The 17705-nt window shown below is 71.6% G+C and carries 14 protein-coding genes; 13 read left to right on the top strand and 1 reads right to left on the bottom strand.

Features of this window, described 5'->3' with window-relative positions; genetic code table 11:
* The first annotated feature begins 86 nt into the window (after nucleotides 1-86).
* Nucleotides 87-641 (top strand): gamma-glutamylcyclotransferase family protein, encoded by a 555-nt coding sequence (locus CKO43_RS20645; protein WP_200379796.1) that lies wholly within the window; start codon nucleotides 87-89, stop codon nucleotides 639-641.
* A gap of 23 nt (nucleotides 642-664) precedes the next feature.
* Nucleotides 665-1159: a pyridoxamine 5'-phosphate oxidase family protein gene (locus tag CKO43_RS20640; protein ID WP_200379795.1), complete on the top strand. Its 495-nt coding sequence runs from the start codon at nucleotides 665-667 to the stop codon at nucleotides 1157-1159.
* Between the two features lie 18 nt (nucleotides 1160-1177).
* Here the strand turns inward: CKO43_RS20640 and CKO43_RS20635 are convergent, their stop codons facing one another.
* A complete protein-coding gene (locus CKO43_RS20635; protein WP_200379794.1) occupies nucleotides 1178-1957 on the bottom strand; it encodes an acetoin reductase in 780 nt (259 codons plus the stop codon).
* Between the two features lie 212 nt (nucleotides 1958-2169).
* Between CKO43_RS20635 and ptsP the strand changes: the two genes are divergently transcribed.
* From ptsP to CKO43_RS20580, 11 genes are all read left to right on the top strand, one after another.
* Entirely contained in the window at nucleotides 2170-4701 is a 2532-nt protein-coding gene (gene ptsP, locus CKO43_RS20630; protein ID WP_200379793.1) for a phosphoenolpyruvate--protein phosphotransferase, read from the top strand.
* Complete coding sequence (locus CKO43_RS20625; protein WP_200379792.1) at nucleotides 4698-5654, top strand: 1-phosphofructokinase family hexose kinase; 957 nt, start codon at nucleotides 4698-4700, stop codon at nucleotides 5652-5654. Before ptsP ends, CKO43_RS20625 begins: the two co-directional genes overlap by 4 nt.
* 64 nt (nucleotides 5655-5718) lie before the next feature.
* Nucleotides 5719-7428, top strand: a complete 1710-nt coding sequence (locus tag CKO43_RS20620) for a PTS fructose transporter subunit IIC (protein WP_200379791.1) — start codon at nucleotides 5719-5721, stop codon at nucleotides 7426-7428.
* Nucleotides 7429-7626: 198 nt separating this feature from the next.
* The gene (locus CKO43_RS20615; protein WP_346728334.1) at nucleotides 7627-9690 is read left to right on the top strand and encodes a TonB-dependent receptor; all 2064 of its coding nucleotides are present in this window, start codon (nucleotides 7627-7629) and stop codon (nucleotides 9688-9690) included.
* A gap of 277 nt (nucleotides 9691-9967) precedes the next feature.
* The gene (locus CKO43_RS20610; protein WP_200379790.1) at nucleotides 9968-11896 is read left to right on the top strand and encodes a methyl-accepting chemotaxis protein; all 1929 of its coding nucleotides are present in this window, start codon (nucleotides 9968-9970) and stop codon (nucleotides 11894-11896) included.
* Between the two features lie 92 nt (nucleotides 11897-11988).
* Nucleotides 11989-13638, top strand: a complete 1650-nt coding sequence (locus tag CKO43_RS20605) for a chemotaxis protein CheW (protein ID WP_242477969.1) — start codon at nucleotides 11989-11991, stop codon at nucleotides 13636-13638.
* A 22-nt stretch (nucleotides 13639-13660) separates the two neighbouring features.
* Complete coding sequence (gene cheB / locus CKO43_RS20600; protein WP_200379789.1) at nucleotides 13661-14770, top strand: chemotaxis-specific protein-glutamate methyltransferase CheB; 1110 nt, start codon at nucleotides 13661-13663, stop codon at nucleotides 14768-14770.
* Between the two features lie 50 nt (nucleotides 14771-14820).
* Nucleotides 14821-15447: a HEAT repeat domain-containing protein gene (locus CKO43_RS20595; protein WP_200229205.1), complete on the top strand. Its 627-nt coding sequence runs from the start codon at nucleotides 14821-14823 to the stop codon at nucleotides 15445-15447.
* Nucleotides 15444-16298 (top strand): CheR family methyltransferase, encoded by an 855-nt coding sequence (locus CKO43_RS20590; protein ID WP_200229206.1) that lies wholly within the window; start codon nucleotides 15444-15446, stop codon nucleotides 16296-16298. Before CKO43_RS20595 ends, CKO43_RS20590 begins: the two co-directional genes overlap by 4 nt.
* A 50-nt stretch (nucleotides 16299-16348) precedes the next feature.
* On the top strand, nucleotides 16349-16777 hold the full coding sequence (locus CKO43_RS20585) for a response regulator (protein ID WP_200229208.1): 429 nt from the start codon (nucleotides 16349-16351) through the stop codon (nucleotides 16775-16777).
* Nucleotides 16774-17705 (top strand): Hpt domain-containing protein (locus CKO43_RS20580; protein ID WP_200379788.1); only part of this gene is annotated, 932 nt, incomplete at its 3' end. The genes CKO43_RS20585 and CKO43_RS20580, both read left to right, overlap by 4 nt.

The raw sequence follows: 17705 nt of genomic DNA, 5'->3' as shown, positions 1-17705 counted from the left end.
TCGGGGGCCGGCAGGGCCGGGCGCGACGCGCGCGCGCCGCGCCCGGCCCTGCCGGCCCCCGACATCGACGACGCGGTGCTGCGACCATGAAACAGCCGAAGTTCACCCGTGTGCCCGGTCTCGTCTTCGTCTACGGCTGGCAGCTCGACGACCGCCTGCGTGCGCGCTGCGGCGCCAAGGGGCGCGTCGTCGGGACGGCCCGGCTGCCCGACCACGATCTCGGCTTCTTCGGCCATTCGGCGCGCTGGGACGGCGCCGAGGAAGCGGTCTTCGAAGCCCCGGGGCGCGAGGTCTGGGGGCTGCTGCTGGCGCTGCGCAGCGACGAGGCCGCGGGCCTGGACGACACGATGAACGTGCGCGAGGACGGCAGCGGCAGCCACTTCCACTGCCCAGCCGAGGTCGAGGACAGCGCCGGTGCACTCCAGCCGGCGCTGATCTACCAGATGGCGGCGCTGGGCCCGGCGCGCACGCCCAGCCGCGAGTACCTGGAGCGCATCGCCACCGGTGCCGCGGCACACGCGCTGCCGCCGGCCTGGGTCGAGCGCCTGCGCAGTGTCCCGGCCCACCCCGCCTCCTACCCCGTGCCGCACGGCCTGCGCACGCTGCGTGTCAGCGTCGCCAGCGGCGGCTGCCACTGCTGAACAACCTTCTGGAACCCGACCCGATGAGCACCACGACCCCGCTGCGCGACCGGATGCGCCGCAGCCAGCGCGAGATCACCGAACGCGCCGAGATCGACGCCGTCATCCGCAGCGCACGCGTGATGCGCATCGCGCTCGTCGACGGCGACCGGCCCTTCCTGGTGCCGGTGTTCTACGGCTACGACGGCACGGCGCTGTACTTCCACTCGGCGCTCAAGGGCTCGAAGATCGAGATCCTGCAGCGCAACCCGGCGATCTGCTTCGAGATCGGCGTCGATCACGGCGTCATCGAGGACGACAAGGCCTGCGACTTCGAGGCCCGCCACCGCACCGTCATCGGCCACGGCCGCGCCGTGTTTCTGCAGGACCCGGGCGACCGCGTGCGTGCGCTCGACCTGATCGTCGCCAACCTCACGTCGCGCCGCTTCGACTACCCCGAGGCCAACCTGTCGATGACGGCGGTGCTGCGCATCGACATCGAGCTGCTCAAGGGCAAGCAGCACGGCTTCGGCGGCTGAGCGCCGAAGCCGCCGCGTTCAGCGGTAGACGATGCCGCCGTCGGTCAGGATGGCCTGGCCAGTGATGTAGTCGGCGTCGCTGCTGGCCAGGAAGGCGACGAGCGCGGCCACGTCCTCGGGCGTCTGGGCGCGGCCTAGCGCGATGCCCTCGACGTACTTCTTGTAGGTCGCACCCTTGGGAGCGCCGGTGAGTTCGGCGAAACGTTCGTCGATCTCCACCCACATGTCGGTACCGACGATGCCCGGGCAGTAGGCGTTGACGGTGATGCCGTCGGCGGCGTATTCCTTGGCCGCGGCCTGGGTCAGCGCGCGCACCGCGAACTTGGTCGCCGAATACACGCCCAGCATCGCGAAGCCGTCGTGGCCGGCGATCGACGAGGCGTTGATGATCTTGCCTTTCTGCTGGCGCGCCTTGAACTTGGCCGCTGCCGCCTGGATGCCCCAGACGACGCCGTTGACGTTGATGCCGAAGATGCGGTCCAGGTCCTGCGGCAGCACCTCGGACAGCGGCTTGACCTGGGCGATGCCGGCGTTGTTGACGATGACGTCGAAGCCGCCCAGAGCCTGTTCGGCATGGTCGACGGCGGCGTAGACCGCGTCGCGCTGGCTGACGTCGGCGACGAAGGTGGCGGCCTTTCGGCCCAGCGCCTGGACCTCGGCCTGCACCGCCGCCAGCTTGTCGGCCTTGACGTCGACCAGCGCGATGTCGGCGCCGTCGCGCGCCAGCCGCAGCGCGATGCCGCGGCCTATGCCTTGGGCAGCGCCGGTGACCAGGATCTTCTTGCCTTGCACGGACATGTTCTCTCTCCTTGTCGGTTTGCCCGGCCGGGGACGGACCGGCCGCGATGTCGACGACATCCGGGCGATTCTGGTTCGGGGCCGGCAGCGCTCCAAACCGGCACGTTCACCCACGAACCGGACGGCGATGCGGGCCGGGCCGAATACTCGGGAGCACACGCCGATACCGACAATCGATTACCGTCTCGCCCGAGCACGATCAGGAGGCGAACGTGTCCACCTTTACCGAGCCGGGCCTGCTGCCCCGCGAACTCATACGCCTCGATGCCGGCGTCGTCGACAAGGCCGACGCGATCCGCCAGGCCACCGCGCTGCTCACCGCCGCCGGCTGCGTGCGCCCGGCTTTCGAGGCCAGCATGCTGCGCCGCGAGCAGGCCTCGAACACCTACCTGGGCAAGGGCATCGCGATCCCGCACGGCATGGTCGACGAGCGCGAGCTGATCCAGCGCGACGGCATCGCCGTGCTGCAGGTGCGCGGCGGCGTCGAGTGGAACGAAGGCCAGCGCGCGCAGCTGGTCGTCGCCATCGCCGCGCGCTCCGACGCCCACATCGGCATCCTGCGCCGGCTGACGCGGCTGATGGCCGACGAGGCCCGGATCGCCGCGCTAGGCCGCACCGACGACGCCGGCGAGCTGATCCAGGCCCTGGCCGGCATCGACGCCGCGCCGCAAGCGGCCGAGGCCCCGGCCGAAGACCTGGCGCAGCGTTTCGACTGGGTGCTCGACTACCCCAGCGGCCTGCACGCGCGCCCGGCCACCGAATGGGCCGCGACCGCGCGCCGCTTCGCCGCGCGCATCCGCGTGCGCCATGGCGACGAAGCCGCCGACGCCCGCAACATGATCTCGCTGCTGCAGCTGGGGCTCAAAGCCGGCGACCTGCTCACGGTCTCGGCCGAGGGCAGCGACGCCGCCGATGCGCTGGCGACGCTGCGCATCGTGCTCACCGGCCTCAGCAGCCGCGAGAAGGCCGACGCGCAGAAGGCCGAGGACAAACGCCGTGCCGCCGCGCGTGCCGGCGTCTGGCAGCCGCCGGGCACGATGCAGAGCGTGGACGGCGTTTCGGCTTCGCCGGGGCTCGCGATCGGCCGGCTGCACCGGCTGCAGGCCGGGCCACTGGAGATCGCCGACGAGCCGATCGAACTCGTCGCCGCCGCCGACCAGCTGCACGACGCGCTGACCCGCGCCCGCAACGAACTGCGTGCGCTCGCCGACGCCACCGGCCGGCGCCTGGGCGCCGCCGACGCCGGGATCTTCCGCGCCCAGGCCGAGCTGCTGAACGACCCGGCGCTGATCACGCTGGCCTCGCAGCACCTGGTCGAAGGCCACGGCCTGGCCTGGTCCTGGCACCAGGCGGTCGAGGCGACCGCCGGCAGTCTGGCGGCGCTGGGCAACGCCGTGCTCGCCGGGCGTGCGACCGACCTGCGCGACGTCGGCCAGCGTGTGCTGGCGCAAATCGATCCGGCGCTGGCAGCCCCGACGACAAACGAGCTGCCGGCCGGCAGCATCCTCGTCGCCGAGGACCTGACGCCGACCGACACCGCCGGCCTGGACGCCGAGCGGGTCGCCGGCCTGGTGACGGCGCTCGGCGGGCCGACCTCGCACACCGCGATCCTGGCGCGCACGCTGGGGCTGCCGGCGGTGGTCGGTGCCGGTGCGGCTTTGGCGCGGCTGGCCGACGGCGACGAAGCCATCGTCGACGGCAGCGCCGGCCGGCTCTATCTGCAGCCCTCAGCCGCCGACCTGGAATCGGCGCGCGCCTGGATCGCCGCCGAAGCCGCCCGGCGCGAACGTGCGGCGCAAGCGCGTGCGCTGCCGGCGCTCACACGCGACGGCCACGCCGTCGCGATCGGCGCCAACATCAACCTCGCCGAACAGGCCGCGTTCGCGCTGTCGCAGGGCGCCGAAGGCGTGGGCCTGATGCGCACCGAGTTCCTGTTCCTGGAACGCGGCGACAGCCCGTCGGAGGAAGACCAGTACCGGGCCTACCGCGCGATGGCCGAGGCGCTGGAAGGCCGGCCGCTGGTGATCCGCACGCTGGACATCGGCGGCGACAAGCAGGTCGCCTACCTCGACCTGCCGCGCGAGGAGAACCCGTTCCTGGGCGTGCGCGGCTCACGCCTGCTGCTGCGCCGCCCCGAGCTGCTGGTGCCGCAGCTGCGTGCGCTCTACCGCACCGCACGCGACGGCGCCGCGGCGATCTCGGTGATGTTCCCGATGATCACCTCGGCGGCCGAACTGCTCGCGCTGCGCGAGACCTGCGGCCGCATCCGCGCCGAGCTCGGCGCACCCGAGATCCCGCTGGGCATCATGATCGAAGTGCCGTCGGCGGCGCTGATGGCCGACGAGCTGGCGCGCGACGCCGACTTCTTCTCCATCGGCACCAACGACCTGACGCAGTACACGCTGGCGATAGACCGCCAGAACCCGGTGCTGGCGCCCGAGGCCGACAGCCTGCATCCGGCGGTGCTCAAGCTGATCGCTGCCACCGTCGCCGGCGCACACGCGCACGGCCGCTGGGTCGGCGTCTGCGGCGGCATCGCCGGCGACCCGCACGGCGCGGCGCTGCTGGCCGGGCTGGGTGTCGACGAACTCTCGATGACGCCGCGCGACATCCCGGCTGTGAAGGAGCGGCTGCGGCAGTCGGAACTGACGGCGTTGCAGGCGCTGGCCGCACGTGCGCTGGCCGCACCCGACGCCGCCGCGGTGCGTGCGCTGGCCGCGGTCGCGGCGGAGGCCACGGCATGATCCGCTGCGTCACCTTCAACCCGGCGGTCGACCAGACCGTCAGCCTGCAGCGGCTGCAGCCGGGCGAAGTGCTGCGCGCCGACGGCGTGCGCCAGGACCCGGGCGGCAAAGGCATCAATGTCGCGTCCTGCCTCGCCGACTGGGGGCTGGCGGTGGCGGCGCACGGGCTGCTGGGGCGCGAGAACGCCACGATCTTCGAGCAGCTCTTCGCCGCCAAGGGCATCGCCGACCACATGCGCCGCGTGCCCGGCGCGACGCGCACCAACATCAAGCTGCTGGAGGCCGGCGGTCGCACGACCGACGTCAACCTGCCGGGTTTCGAAGCCGGAGCGCTGGACGCCGCGGCGGTGGCCGACAGCCTGGCCGAGGTCGCCGCCGGCGAGATGGTGGTGATCTCGGGCAGCCAGGCCGCGGGTCTGGGCGCCGACACCAGCGCGCGCCTGGCGGCGGCGCTGGCGGCACGTGGCGCCCGCGTCGTGCTCGACCTGAGCGGGCCGGCACTCGCGGCGGCGCTGGCGGCGCCGGCTGGCGCGCTGCCGCTGGCGGTCAAACCCAACCGTGCCGAACTCGAGGCCTGGGCCGGCCGGCCGCTGGCCGAGCGCTCGGCGCTGCTCGCCGCCGCGCAGGAGCTGGTGGCGCGCGGCATCGCGCTCGTCGTCGTCTCGCTGGGCACCGAGGGCGCGGCCTTCGTCGGCGCGGATGGCGGCGTGCTGGCGGCGCCGCCCGCGCTGGCCCACGGCAGCACCGTCGGCGCCGGCGACGCGATGGTCGCCGGCATCACCGCGGCACTGGCCGAAGGGCTGGAGCTGCAGGCGCTGGCGCGCCAGGCCACCGCGTTCGCCGCCGGCAAGCTGCGCCACGCCGGGCCGCACCTGCCGCCGCCGGCGGAGGTGCGGGCGCTGGCCGCGCAGGTGCGGCTGCTGCCGCTGGCCGACTGGGTGGCCGGCCGCTGAACCCGCCGCCGGCAAGGCGGCACGGCCCGGGCAGACGGCAGCCGGGGCCAGACGAGGAGAAGAGATGACTCAGATCGTTGCCGTCGTCGGCGCCGGTGAACTCGGCACCCATGCGGTCCTGGCGCGCGAGGCGCTGAAGCGGGCGGCCCGGGCACTGCAGCTGCCGATCACGATCGAGGTGCAGAGGCCGGACGGTGTGCTCGATGCGCTGGAGCCGCAGACGCTGGCCGCGGCCGACGTCGTGCTGCTGGTCGGCAGCGCCGCCGCCGAGCCGCGTTTCGAACACCTGCGCCAGCACAAGGCCAGCGTCGCCGACGTGCTGCACGACGCCCGCTCGCTGCTGCTGCAGTTGGCGGCCGAGGCACCGGCCGCAGCGCCGGCGCCGGCGACGCTGAAGATCGTCGCCGTCACCTCCTGCCCGACGGGCATCGCCCACACCTTCATGGCCGCCGAAGGGCTGCAGCAGGGCGCGCAGGCGCTGGGCCACTCGATACGCGTCGAGACCCAGGGCTCGGTCGGTGCCCAGGACGCGCTGACGCCGGCCGAGATCGCCGCCGCCGACCTGGTGCTGATCGCGGCCGACAAGCAGGTGGAGCTGTCGCGTTTCGCCGGCAAGAAGGTCTTCCAGTCGCCGACCAAGGCGGCGATCGGCGACGGCGCCGGGCTGATCCGGCGTGCGCTGGCCGAAGCCCGGGTGCAGGGTGGCGAGGCCGCCGCGGCCGGCGCCCCGGCGGCGCCCGCGGCCCGCACCGGCGTCTACAAGCACCTGATGACCGGCGTGTCCTTCATGCTGCCCTTCGTCGTCGCCGGCGGGCTGCTGATCGCGATCGCGTTCGCGCTCGGCGGCATCTACGTCTACGAGGACGTGCACAAGGGCACGCTGGGCTGGACGCTGTTCCAGATCGGCGCCAAGGGTGCGTTCACGCTGATGGTGCCGGCACTCGCCGGCTACATCGCCTACTCGATCGCCGACCGGCCCGGCATCGCGCCGGGCATGACCGGCGGCGTCATCGCCGGGGCCATCGGCGCCGGCTTCCTGGGTGGCATCGTCGCCGGCTTCATCGCCGGCTACGGCGCGCTGCTGCTCAACCGCTGGATCCGGCTGCCGCGCACGCTCGAAGGCCTGAAACCCGTGCTGATCCTGCCGCTGCTGGCAACGGCGCTGACCGGGCTGCTGATGTACTACGTCGTCGGCGCGCCGGCGGCCACGCTGCTGGCGGCGCTGACAGCCTGGCTGCAGGGCATGCAGGGCGCGTCGGCGGTGGTGCTGGGGCTGCTGCTGGGCGGCATGATGGCCGTCGACATGGGCGGGCCGATCAACAAGGCGGCCTATGTCTTCGGCACGACGCTGATCGCGGCCAACGTCACCGAGCCGATGGCCGCGGTGATGTGCGCCGGCATGACGCCGCCGCTGGCGCTGGCCGTCGCGTGCAAGCTGCTGCCCTCGCGTTTCACGCCGGAAGAACGCGAAGCCGGCAACGCCGCTTTCGTGCTCGGGCTGGCCTTCGTCACCGAAGGCGCGATCCCCTTCGCCGCGCGCGACCCGCTGCGTGTGATCCCGTCGCTGGTCGCGGGCTCGGCGGTGGCTGGCGCGATCTGCCTGGCCATGGGGGTGCAGCTGAAGGTGCCGCACGGCGGCGTCTTCGTGCTGCCGATCCCGAACGCGGTGACCCACCTCGGCGCCTTCTTCGTCGCGCTGCTGGCCGGCACCGCGGTGTCGGTGGCGGCGCTGGCGCTGGCCAAGCGGCGGGCCGCGGCGCCCGCCGCGGCCTGAGCCGGCTCGCGCTTGATGAAGGTCACATCGGGTGATATCGTTATTGCAACTCATTCGCAATAAAAGCGGAACCCAGCACTCGCCCGCAGGCCCGGGCAGGCGGCCCGCCATCACCCCATGCGCCGACCCTCGTCTGCGCGACCGCTGCGTCGCGCCCTGCCCCGCCATTGCCTGAACGCGGTCGCGGCCGCCCTGCTGGTGCCCGCGGCCCACGCCGAAGACGGCGCCGAAACCAAGCCCGAAGTCGTCGTCGTCACCGCCACGCGCGGCAGCAAGGCGCTCGACAAGATCCCCGGCGCCGTCAACGTCATCTCGCGCGGCGACATCGAGACCCAGACCCTGGTCAGCGAGGACCCGAGCGCACTGCTGGCTTTGCAGGTGCCGGGCTACGCGCCGGCGCGGCAGAAGCTGTCGAACTTCGGCGAAGGCCTGCGCGGGCGCAACGCGTTGCTGCTGCTGGACGGCATCCCGCAGACCAACCCGCTGCGCTTCGGCGGCCGTGAAGGCTATTTCGCCGACCCGATGATCGTCGAGCGCATCGAGGTCGTCAGCGGCGCCTCGGCGGTGCAGGGCATGGGCGCCACCGGCGGCATCATCAACACCATCACACGCCGGCCCACCGAACTCGGCACGCGCCAGACGGTCGAGCTGAAGTACGGCACCCAGGGCCACGCGAACACGCAGTCCTGGAAGACCGGCTACATGGTCGAGCACCGAAGCGCCGAACTCGACGGCTGGGACCTGCTGGCCTACGTCGGCCTGCGCAGCCAGGACGTCGGCATCGACGGAGCCGGCCGCACCCTCGCCACCGAGTCGCTGCACCGCGCCGGCGACGCCTTCGTCAAGATCGGCCGCGACTTCGGCGCCCAGCGCCTGCAGCTGATGCTCAACCGCTTCGAGGCCGACGGCTTCGACGACTGGGTCGACGTGCCCGGCGACCGCGATGCCGGCGTGCCGACGACATCGCGCCACGGCAGCCTGGCCTGGGACGCGCCGCGCAACCGCGTGCGTTCGGCCAGCCTGGAGTGGAGCCACGCCGACCTGGGCGGCGGCTACGCCAGCGCCCAGCTCTTCAAACAGGACTTCGAGGCACGCTACAGCGGCGGCGTCATCTCGACCTTCCAGGACGCCGCCATCGCCCCGGTGGGCACGCTCGTCGACCAGAGCCAGATCGAAGCCGACAAGTGGGGCCTGCGCACGAGCTGGGTTCGCCCCGACCTGGGGCTGGCCGGCCTGGAGTTCACCGCCGGCCTGGACCTGCTGCACGACACCTCGTCGCAGCGCCTGACGCTGACCGGCCGCACCTGGGTGCCGCCGCTGCGCTACGAGAGCCTGGCGCCGTTCACCCAGCTCGAGTACACGCGCGGCAACCTGACGCTGCGCGGCGGCCTGCGCGACGAACGCAACTCGCTGACGGTCGACGACTACCGCACGCTGGCCTTCTACGGCAGCCGCGCGGTCGAAGGCGGCAAACGCGACGCGCACGAACTGGTCAAGAGCCTGGGCGGCGTCTGGCGCTTCGACGCCACCGGCTGGTCGGCCTTCGCCTCCTACAACGAAGGCTTCGGCCCGCCCGACGCCGGCCTGATCCTGCGCGCGGTGAAGACCGACGGCCAGTCGGTCGACAAGCTCGTCGACCTGCAGCCCGTCGTCACGCGCAACCGCGAAGTCGGCGTCAGCTGGCGCGGCACGAGCGCGAACTTCAGCGCCTCGCTCTACCGCTCGCGCTCGGACCTGGGCAGCCAGATCGTCGTCGCCAACGGCATCGGCAGCGTGCAGCGCGTGCCGATCGAGGTGAAGGGCTTCGAGTTCGCCGGCCAGTGGCGGCCGCTGCCGGCGCTACGCCTGGACGCGAGCTACGCCCGCACGCGCGGCCGCACCGCCGCCGCGGCCGGCGAGCCGCTGGACCTGGACCTGGGCGCACGCTCGCAGGGGCCGGACAAGCTGGTGCTCGGCGGCCAGTGGGCCTTCGCGCCGGCCTGGCGCGCCCAGCTCAACGTCGCGCGCTGGTTCTCGCGCGACGCCAACGAAGGCAAGTTCTCGGGCAGCACCTCGCTGGAGGAGCACTTCGAGGGCTACACCGTGGCCGACCTGGCGCTGCGCTGGGCCTCGCCCTGGGGCGAACTCGGCGCCGGCGTCGAGAACCTGTTCGACCGCCGCTACATCACCTACTACAGCCAATCGCACTACGCCGGCACCGACGAGGACTACTACGCCGGCCGTGGCCGCACGCTGACGCTGAACTGGCGGCGCAGCTTCTGAGCGCGGCGGGGCGCAAGCTGCCGGCCGCCTAGCGAAAATTACATTAGTGTCAAAAACCGCACTTTAAGGAATCACTTCTGCCACCCAAACCGGCACCAACGGCTGTCCAATCAATTCTGTTGGTCAGCCCAAGCGCGAGCCGGTGGAACAAGCAGTCTCCGACGACGAGCGCTCACAGAACCCGCGGGTTTTCGGCCTGACGCCAATACCGCCATCGCGGCCGGCATTTCGTGCCGCGCGGGTATCAGAGCACGACCCGTCCACCCGGAGCACTCGCATGTCCCTCATCCGCAAGGCCACCGCGGCCAAGGAAGTCCCCGCAGCCGCGCACGGCTTTTCCGCCAGCATCCCGAAGAACGTCGCCCGCGACGCCGATGCCCAGCGCAAGCGCGCGCGCACGCTGGCCAAGCAGCAGCAGGCTTCGGAGCGTGTGGCCTCGGCCGCCAGCGAACTGTCCGCGGGCATCAACGAAGCGGCGTCGGCCGCCGAGGAACTCAAGCGCGCCGCCGCGCAGATCGCCGCCGGCGCCGAGGAAGCATCCGGCGCGGCCCAGGAGTCGCTGGCCGCCGTCACCCAGGTCTCGACCGCGATCACGCGCCAGATGGCCGCCGTCGGCCAGGCCCAGCGCAAGGCCGAAAGCATGCGGGCCCTGGCCGGCGAGATCAACGGCCAGGTCGAGGCCACCGTCAACAACGTGACCACCGCGGCCCAGCGCCAGGCCGAGTCGGTGAAGATGGTGGCCGAGCTGGAACGCCAGGCCGCCAACATCGGCGAGATCGTCAAGGCCGTGGCGCGCATCGCCGACCAGACCAACCTGCTCGCGCTCAACGCCGCCATCGAGGCCGCGCGTGCCGGCAAACACGGCAAGGGCTTCGCCGTCGTCGCCGACGAGGTGCGCACACTCGCCGAGACCTCGGAGAAGAGCGCCAAGCAGATCCAGGAACTGGTGGGCCAGATCCAGGGCGAGGTGAAGACCATCGCCGAGGGCATCAACGATGGCGCCCAGGCCGTGCGCGCCGAAGTCGAGAAGAGCGCGCTGATCCTGAAGCAGCTCGAGCAGATCCGCCAGGACGCAGCCGCCATCGCCGGCGGTGCGGGCGAGATCGCCACCGCCGCCGCGCAGAGCAACGTCGCGGCACAGCAGGCGCTCAAGGGTTCGGAGCAGATCGCCGCCGCCTCGACCGAGCAGTCCTCGGCCTGCGAGGAAGCGAACAAGACCGTCGAGGAGCAGACCACCGCGCTGTCGCAGTGCGAGCAGACCGCGGCCGGCCTGTCGGAGATCGCCGACGAGCTGAAGAACTCCACCGACATCGCCAAGAGCGCCGAGGAAGTCGCCAGCTCCGCCGAAGAACTGTCCAGTGCGGTGCAGGAGATCAACCGCTCGGCGGCGCAGATCATGGTCGCGCTCGACCAGATCCGCAAAGGCGCGCAGGCCCAGGCCGCCGCCAGCGCCGAATCCGCCGCCGCCGTGGCCCAGATCGAGAAGGGCGCGCAGGTGGCCGAGACGCGCGCGACGCAGGCCGACGCGCGCACCGAGTCGATCGCCGAGATGATGACCGAGAACAAGAAGAACATCGACAGCTTGATCAGCGGCATCGCGGCCAACGTCGGCAGCACCGAGATCAGCATCAAGCAGGTCAAGGACCTGGAGCTGGTGTCGCGCAAGATCGACAAGATCGTCGACGCGATCACGCAGGTGTCGGTGCAGACCAACATGCTGGCCGTCAACGGCAGCATCGAAGCGGCGCGGGCCGGCGACTTCGGCAAGGGTTTCGTCGTCGTCGCCACCGACATCCGCAACCTGGCGCACGACTCGGCCGAGAACGCCGACCGCATCAAGGACATGGTGAAGTCGATCCAGGACCAGATCGGGCTCGTCGGCCGTGACCTGACGTCCATCGTCGCCTCGGCGCTGAGCGAAGTCGAGAAGGCCAAGGTCATCACCCTGGGCCTGAACACGATCGAAGGCGACATCGCCGAGATCCAGAAGGGCAACCGCGAAGCCGTGGCCTCGGCGCAGGAGATCGCCGCCGCCGTCGCCCAGGTGAAGGTGGGCGTCGAACAGGTGTCGGCCGCCGCGGCCCAGGCCGAGAAAGCCGCCGAGCAGGCGGCTGCCGCGGCCAAGCAGCAGTCGCAGGGGGCCGAGGAGCTGTCTGCCGCGATCGAGGAGATCGCCTCGCTGGCCGACGAGCTGCAAAGCGCCTGAGCCCATCCCCCCGGAAGCAGCGCGCGCGCTGCGCCCTGAGGGGGCGGGTCCGTCTGGGCCCCGAACCCTGAATCGACCACAGGAGGTCTGCGATGAACGCAGCCTTGACGCCCACCCCGGGCATGAGCACGACCGACGGCGACGAGTTCGACGACGGCGCGGGCCATGCCAACCAGTTCGTCACCTTCGCGGTGGCGGGCGAGCTGTTCGCGGTGCCGATGGCACCGGTGCAGGAGATCATCCGCGTGCCCGAAGTCGCCCACCTGCCGCTGGCGCCGCGCACGCTCGACGGCCTGGCCAACCTGCGCGGCCGGGTGCTGCCCATCATCAACCTGCGCCGCCTCTTCGGCTGCGAGGAACGCGAGCACGACGACGCGACGCGCGCCCTCGTCATCAACCTGGGCCAGCCGCTGGGCTTCGTCGTCGACCGCGTCGCCAGCGTCGTCACCATCGAGCCCGGCGAGATCGAGTCGGCCGACAGCATCCAGACCGTCGTCGACGCCGACTACCTGACCGGCGTGATCAAACGCGCCCGCGCCGACGGCGGCCACGACATGCTGCTGGCGATCGACTTCGCGCGCCTGATCGAAGGCCAGTTCAGCCATGTCGGCGGCGGCGCCGTCGGCACCGACCGTGCCAGCGCCACCGGCATGAACCGCGCCGCGGCCGACGCCCAGACCCCGGACGCCGAGGACGGCGGCGCGAGCGACGAACTGCGCCTGGTCTCGTTCTCGGTCGCCGATCAGGAGTACGCGCTCGACATCGCCGAGGTGCAGGAGATCGTGCAGCTGCCCGAACGTGTCAACGAGCTGCCCAACACCCCGGCGCACGTGCTCGGCGTGATGTCGCTGCGTCAGCGCCTGCTGCCGCTGGTGAGCCTGCGCACGCTGTTCGGCCTGCCGCGCCTGCCCTACGCCGAGCAGCACCGCATCGTCGTCACCTCGCTGCCGGGTGGCCTCAACGTCGGCCTGGTGACGGACTCGGTGAAGGAAGTGCTGAGCGTGCCGCGCTCCCAGGCCGAACCGATGCCCGGCATGCTGGCCGCCGGCAGCGGGTTGGAGGAGTTCTCGTCGATCTGCCGCCTCGACGGCGGCAAGCGCCTGGTGTCGATCATCGCCACCGACAAGCTGCTGCGCATGCCGGCCATCGAAGTCGCACTGCAAGCCGCCCGCGACGCGGGACCTGTTGCCCACGAGGAGGCTGCCATGAACGCCGACCGCGCCACCGAGAACGCCGAAGACGAGAGCGCCACCGACGACGACACCCAGGTGGTGATCTTCCGCCTGGGCGCCGAGGAGTTCGGCGTGCCGATCATGAGCGTGCAGGAGATCGTGCGCCTGCCCGAGACCCTGACCCGGGTGCCGCGCACGCCGGCCTTCGTCGAAGGCGTGATCAACCTGCGCGGCACGGTGCTGCCGGTGATCGACCAGCGCAGCCGCCTGGGCCTGCCCGCCATCGAGCGCAACGACCGCCAGCGCATCATGGTCTACCTGCTGGCGGGCATGCGCACCGGCTTCATCGTCGACTCGGTGGCCGAGGTGCTGCGCATCCCGCGCGACCACGTCGTCGCGGCGCCGGCGATGTCCGAGGAACAGAGCCGGCTGATCAGCCGCGTCGCCAAGCTCGACGGCGACAAGCGCCTGGTGATGCTGATCGAGGCGCAGCACCTGCTGCACGGCGGCGAGATGCAGCAGATGCATCAGTTCGACACCGGCGCGCAGCCGCTGGCCCGCGCCGCCTGAACGAGACCCCACGGCGCAAGACATGAAGAAGGTACTGGTCGTCGACGACTCGGCGCTGATGCGCAAGCTGCTGACGGGCGTGCTCTGCGAAGGCGGGTACGAGGTCAGGAGCGCGCGCAACGGCTCCGAGGCCGTCGACGTCGTCGTCCAGTGGCAACCCGACGTCGTCACGCTGGACATCAACATGCCGGAGATGGACGGCCTGACGGCGCTGTCGCTGATCATGTCGGCGCGGCCGACGCCGGTGGTGATGGTGTCCTCGCTGACCGAGAAGGGCGCACTCGCCACCTTCGAGGCGCTGGCGCTCGGCGCCGTCGACTTCATTCCCAAGCCCGGCGGCACGATCTCGCTGCACGTCGACGACATCAAGGCGATGCTGCTGGAGAAGGTGCGCAGCGCCAGCCGCGCACGGCTGGGTGGCCGCACGCCGGGCGAGCGCATGGCGGCGGGCTCGGTGGCACCGCAGCGCAGCCTGCCCGCGCCGCGCCGCGCCGTGGCACAGCCGCCCTCACCCGCCACGGCGCTACCAGCGGCAGCGGCCGCCTCGAAACCGGCCGCCGTGCCGGGGCTGGTGCTGATCGGCGTGTCCACCGGCGGCCCGCGCACGCTCGAGGACATCCTGCCCAGGCTCGCGGCCGACTTCCCGTGGCCGGTGCTGGTGGCACAGCACATGCCGGCCAACTTCACCGACACCTTCGCCCGGCGCATGGACAGCCTGTGCGCGCTCAAGGTGCTGGAGGCGGCCTCGCCGATGGCGCTGCAGCCCGGCACCGTCTACATCGGCCGCGGCGGCACCGACCTCACCGTCACCGAACGCGGCGGCACGCTCTACGCCGCACCGCGGCCCGAGAGCCCGGGCGTGCTCTGGCATCCCTCGGTCGAAGTGCTGGTGAACAGCGCGCTGCAGCACCTGCCGGCGGCGCGGCTGGTGGGCGTGATGCTCACCGGCATGGGCAACGACGGTGCCGCCGCGATGGGCCGGCTGCACGCCGAAGGCGGCCGCACCATCGCCGAGTCGGCCGACACCGCAGTCGTCTTCGGCATGCCGGCCGAACTGATCGAGCGGCGCGGCGCCAGCATCGTGCTGCCCTGCACCGGCATCGCGGCCCAGCTGCGCATCTGGCTGCAGTGAATGCCCCGCGCTGACGCCGCCAGGACCCGAAACAGAACACAGGATCAGCCATGGCACTGAAAAAACCCGGCGACAGCGCAGCCCTGCGGCCGATCGAGATGCGCGAGTACCCGCGCGACCTCGACGGCCTGGTGGCGCAGCTGTCCGACGCCGACAGCGGCAGGCGGCGCTGGGCTGCGCGCGATCTGGCCCAGTACCCGGCCGCCGCCGCCGCCGTCTGCGCCCGCCTGGCGATCGAGACCGACGCCAGCGTGCGCACCGTGCTCTTCAGCAGCGCCGCGCGCCTGGGCTCGCCCGAGGTGGTGCAGGCCATGGTGCAGCTGCTGCGCAGCGAGGAGCCCGGCCTGCGCAACGGCGCCATCGAGGTGCTGGCGGGCCTGCCCGCCGAGGTGGCCCCGCTGATCGAGCGCCTGCTGCAGGACACCGACAGCGACGTGCGCATCTTCACCGTCAACCTGCTCGGCGAACTGCGCCACCCGCAGGTGCCGCGCTGGCTCGACCAGGTGCTGCTGCACGACCCCGAGGTCAACGTCGTCGGCGCCGCGCTGGAGGTGCTGAGCGAAGTCGGCGGCACCGAGAACCTGGCGGCTCTGCGCGAGGTGCGGCGCCGCTTCGCGGGCGACGCCTACATCGACTTCAGCGCCGGCCTGGCGCTGGAACGCATCGAGGCGGCATGAAAAGCGGCACCCTGGCAGCACCGGCGGCGATCACCGATGCGGACTTCCAGAAGTTCGCCGAGTTCTTCTATCGCAAGACCGGCATCCACTTCGACGACGGCAAGCGCTACTTCGTCGACAAGCGCCTGCTCGACCGCATCGCCGCCACCGGCGCGGAGAGCTTCCGCAGCTACTTCGTGGCGCTGCGCTTCGAGGCCGACGGCGCCGAGATGCAGCAGCTCGTCAACTGCATGACGGTCAACGAGACCTACTTCTTCCGCGAGGCCTACCAGTTCGACTGCCTGGTCAACAACCTGCTCGACGAGGTGGCCGCACGCAAGCCGCCGGGCTCGCGCATCCGCATCTGGTCGATCCCGTCGTCGACCGGCGAAGAGCCGTACTCGATCGCGATCTACCTGCTCGAACGCTGGCCCAAGATCGACCAGTTCGACGTCGAGATCCTGTCCTCGGACATCGACACCACGGTGCTGTCCTCGGCCCGGCGCGGCGTGTACTCGCCGCGTTCGGTGCAGAACCTGCCGCCGGCCTACCTGAAGAAGTACTTCACGCGCCACGGCCATGACGAGTGGGCGATCTCGCGCGACCTGGTGAGCGCGGTGGAGTTCAGCCGCGTCAACCTCTCGGAAGCGGCCGACACGCGCCAGTTCCGCGACATCGACATCATCTTCTGCCGCAACCTGCTGATCTATTTCGACGACCTGTCGCGCCGTGTGGCCGCGGAAGCGCTGTACGACACGATGAGCCCGGGCGGCTTCATCTGCCTGGGGCATTCGGAGTCGATGAGCCGCATGTCATCGCTCTACACCGTGCGCCGCTTCCCCGACGCCATGGTCTACCAGAAGCCGCAGTGAGGCCGACATGAACCACCCCCGCTGCGCCGACGGCAACACGGAAGACTGAGATGGCGAACCCCACCAAGCACATCCTCGTCGTCGACGACGCCGCCACCGTGCGCATGTACCACCGCAAGCTGCTCGGCGACGCGGGCTGGGCGACCGACGAGGCGATCAACGGCGTCGAGGCGCTCGAGCGCGTGCTCGCCCAGGACGCCGACGCCGCCTTCGACCTCTACGTCGTCGACATCAACATGCCGCGCATGGACGGCTACAGCTTCGTGCGCGAACTGCGCAAGCTCGACGCCCGCCACCAGGCCCCGGTGATGATGGTGTCGACCGAAGCCCGCAGCCAGGACGCCAGCAGCGCATTCGACGCCGGCGCCAACTGCTATCTCGTCAAGCCGGCGCGGCCGGCGGAACTGGTGCTGACCGCTGCCTTGCTGCTGGGCGACGCCCAGGCCACGCTGAAGGCGGCCGAAGGAGTCAGGGCATGAACCAGACCGAACTGCTGGACCAGTTCGTCATCGAGGCGCGCGAGTGCCTGGAGGCCATCGGCAAGAGCCTGCTCCAGGTCGAACGCGAACCCGAGGACGCGACCCTGCTGAACGACCTGTTCCGCTCGGTGCACACGCTCAAGGGCAATTGCGGGCTGTTCGAGTTCAAGGAGCTCGAGCGTGTCGTGCACGCCGGCGAGGACCTGCTCGACCGCGTGCGCAACCAGGAACTGGCCTACAGCGCCGAACTGGCCGACGCCCTGCTCGACGCGATGGACTTCAGCTCGCAGCTGATCGACCAGATCCAGAAGGGCGGGCGCATCGAGGCCGGTGCCGACGAACGGTCCCAGGCACACGCGCAGGCGCTGCGCGCGCTGCTGAACGGCGCACCTGCCGCCGCGACCGGCGCCGAAGCTGGCGCGCAGCCGGGCCCGGCCACGACAGCGCCCGACTGGCTGGCCCGGCTGGCCCCCGAGACGCTGGCCGCCCATCCCGGCACCACCGCCTGGCGCTACGTTCCCGAGGAAGGCTGCTTCTTCAAGGGCGAGGACCCCTGGCGCCTGGCCTGCACCACGCCGGGTCTGCTGGCGGTGGCGGTGACCGGCCAGCGCCCGTGGCCCGCCGGCGAGGCGCTGGGCGACTGGGACTGCTACCAGTGCGGGCTCGACATCGTGCTGCTGAGCAGCGCGCCGCCGGCCTACGTGCAGGAGCATTTCCGCTGCGTGCTGGAGCAGCTGGAGAGCTGGCAGCTGCCGCACAGCGCGCCGCCGGCCGAGGCCACGGCCGCCGAACGCGTCGCCCGCGAGCGTGCGCGGCAGCTGTGCAGCGACCAGCTGGCGCTGCTGTCGCGCGCCAGCGTCGCGCCGGGCACGGCCCGGGCCGCACGCCGGGCGCTGCGCCGGCTGCTGGCCTGGCTGGACGTCGATAC

It is taken from the genome of Rubrivivax gelatinosus, assembly GCF_016583785.1.
Lineage (GTDB): Bacteria > Pseudomonadota > Gammaproteobacteria > Burkholderiales > Burkholderiaceae_C > Rubrivivax > Rubrivivax gelatinosus_B.
Note: the sequence above shows the minus strand (reverse complement) of the source record. Positions and strands in the feature narration are given on the sequence as shown.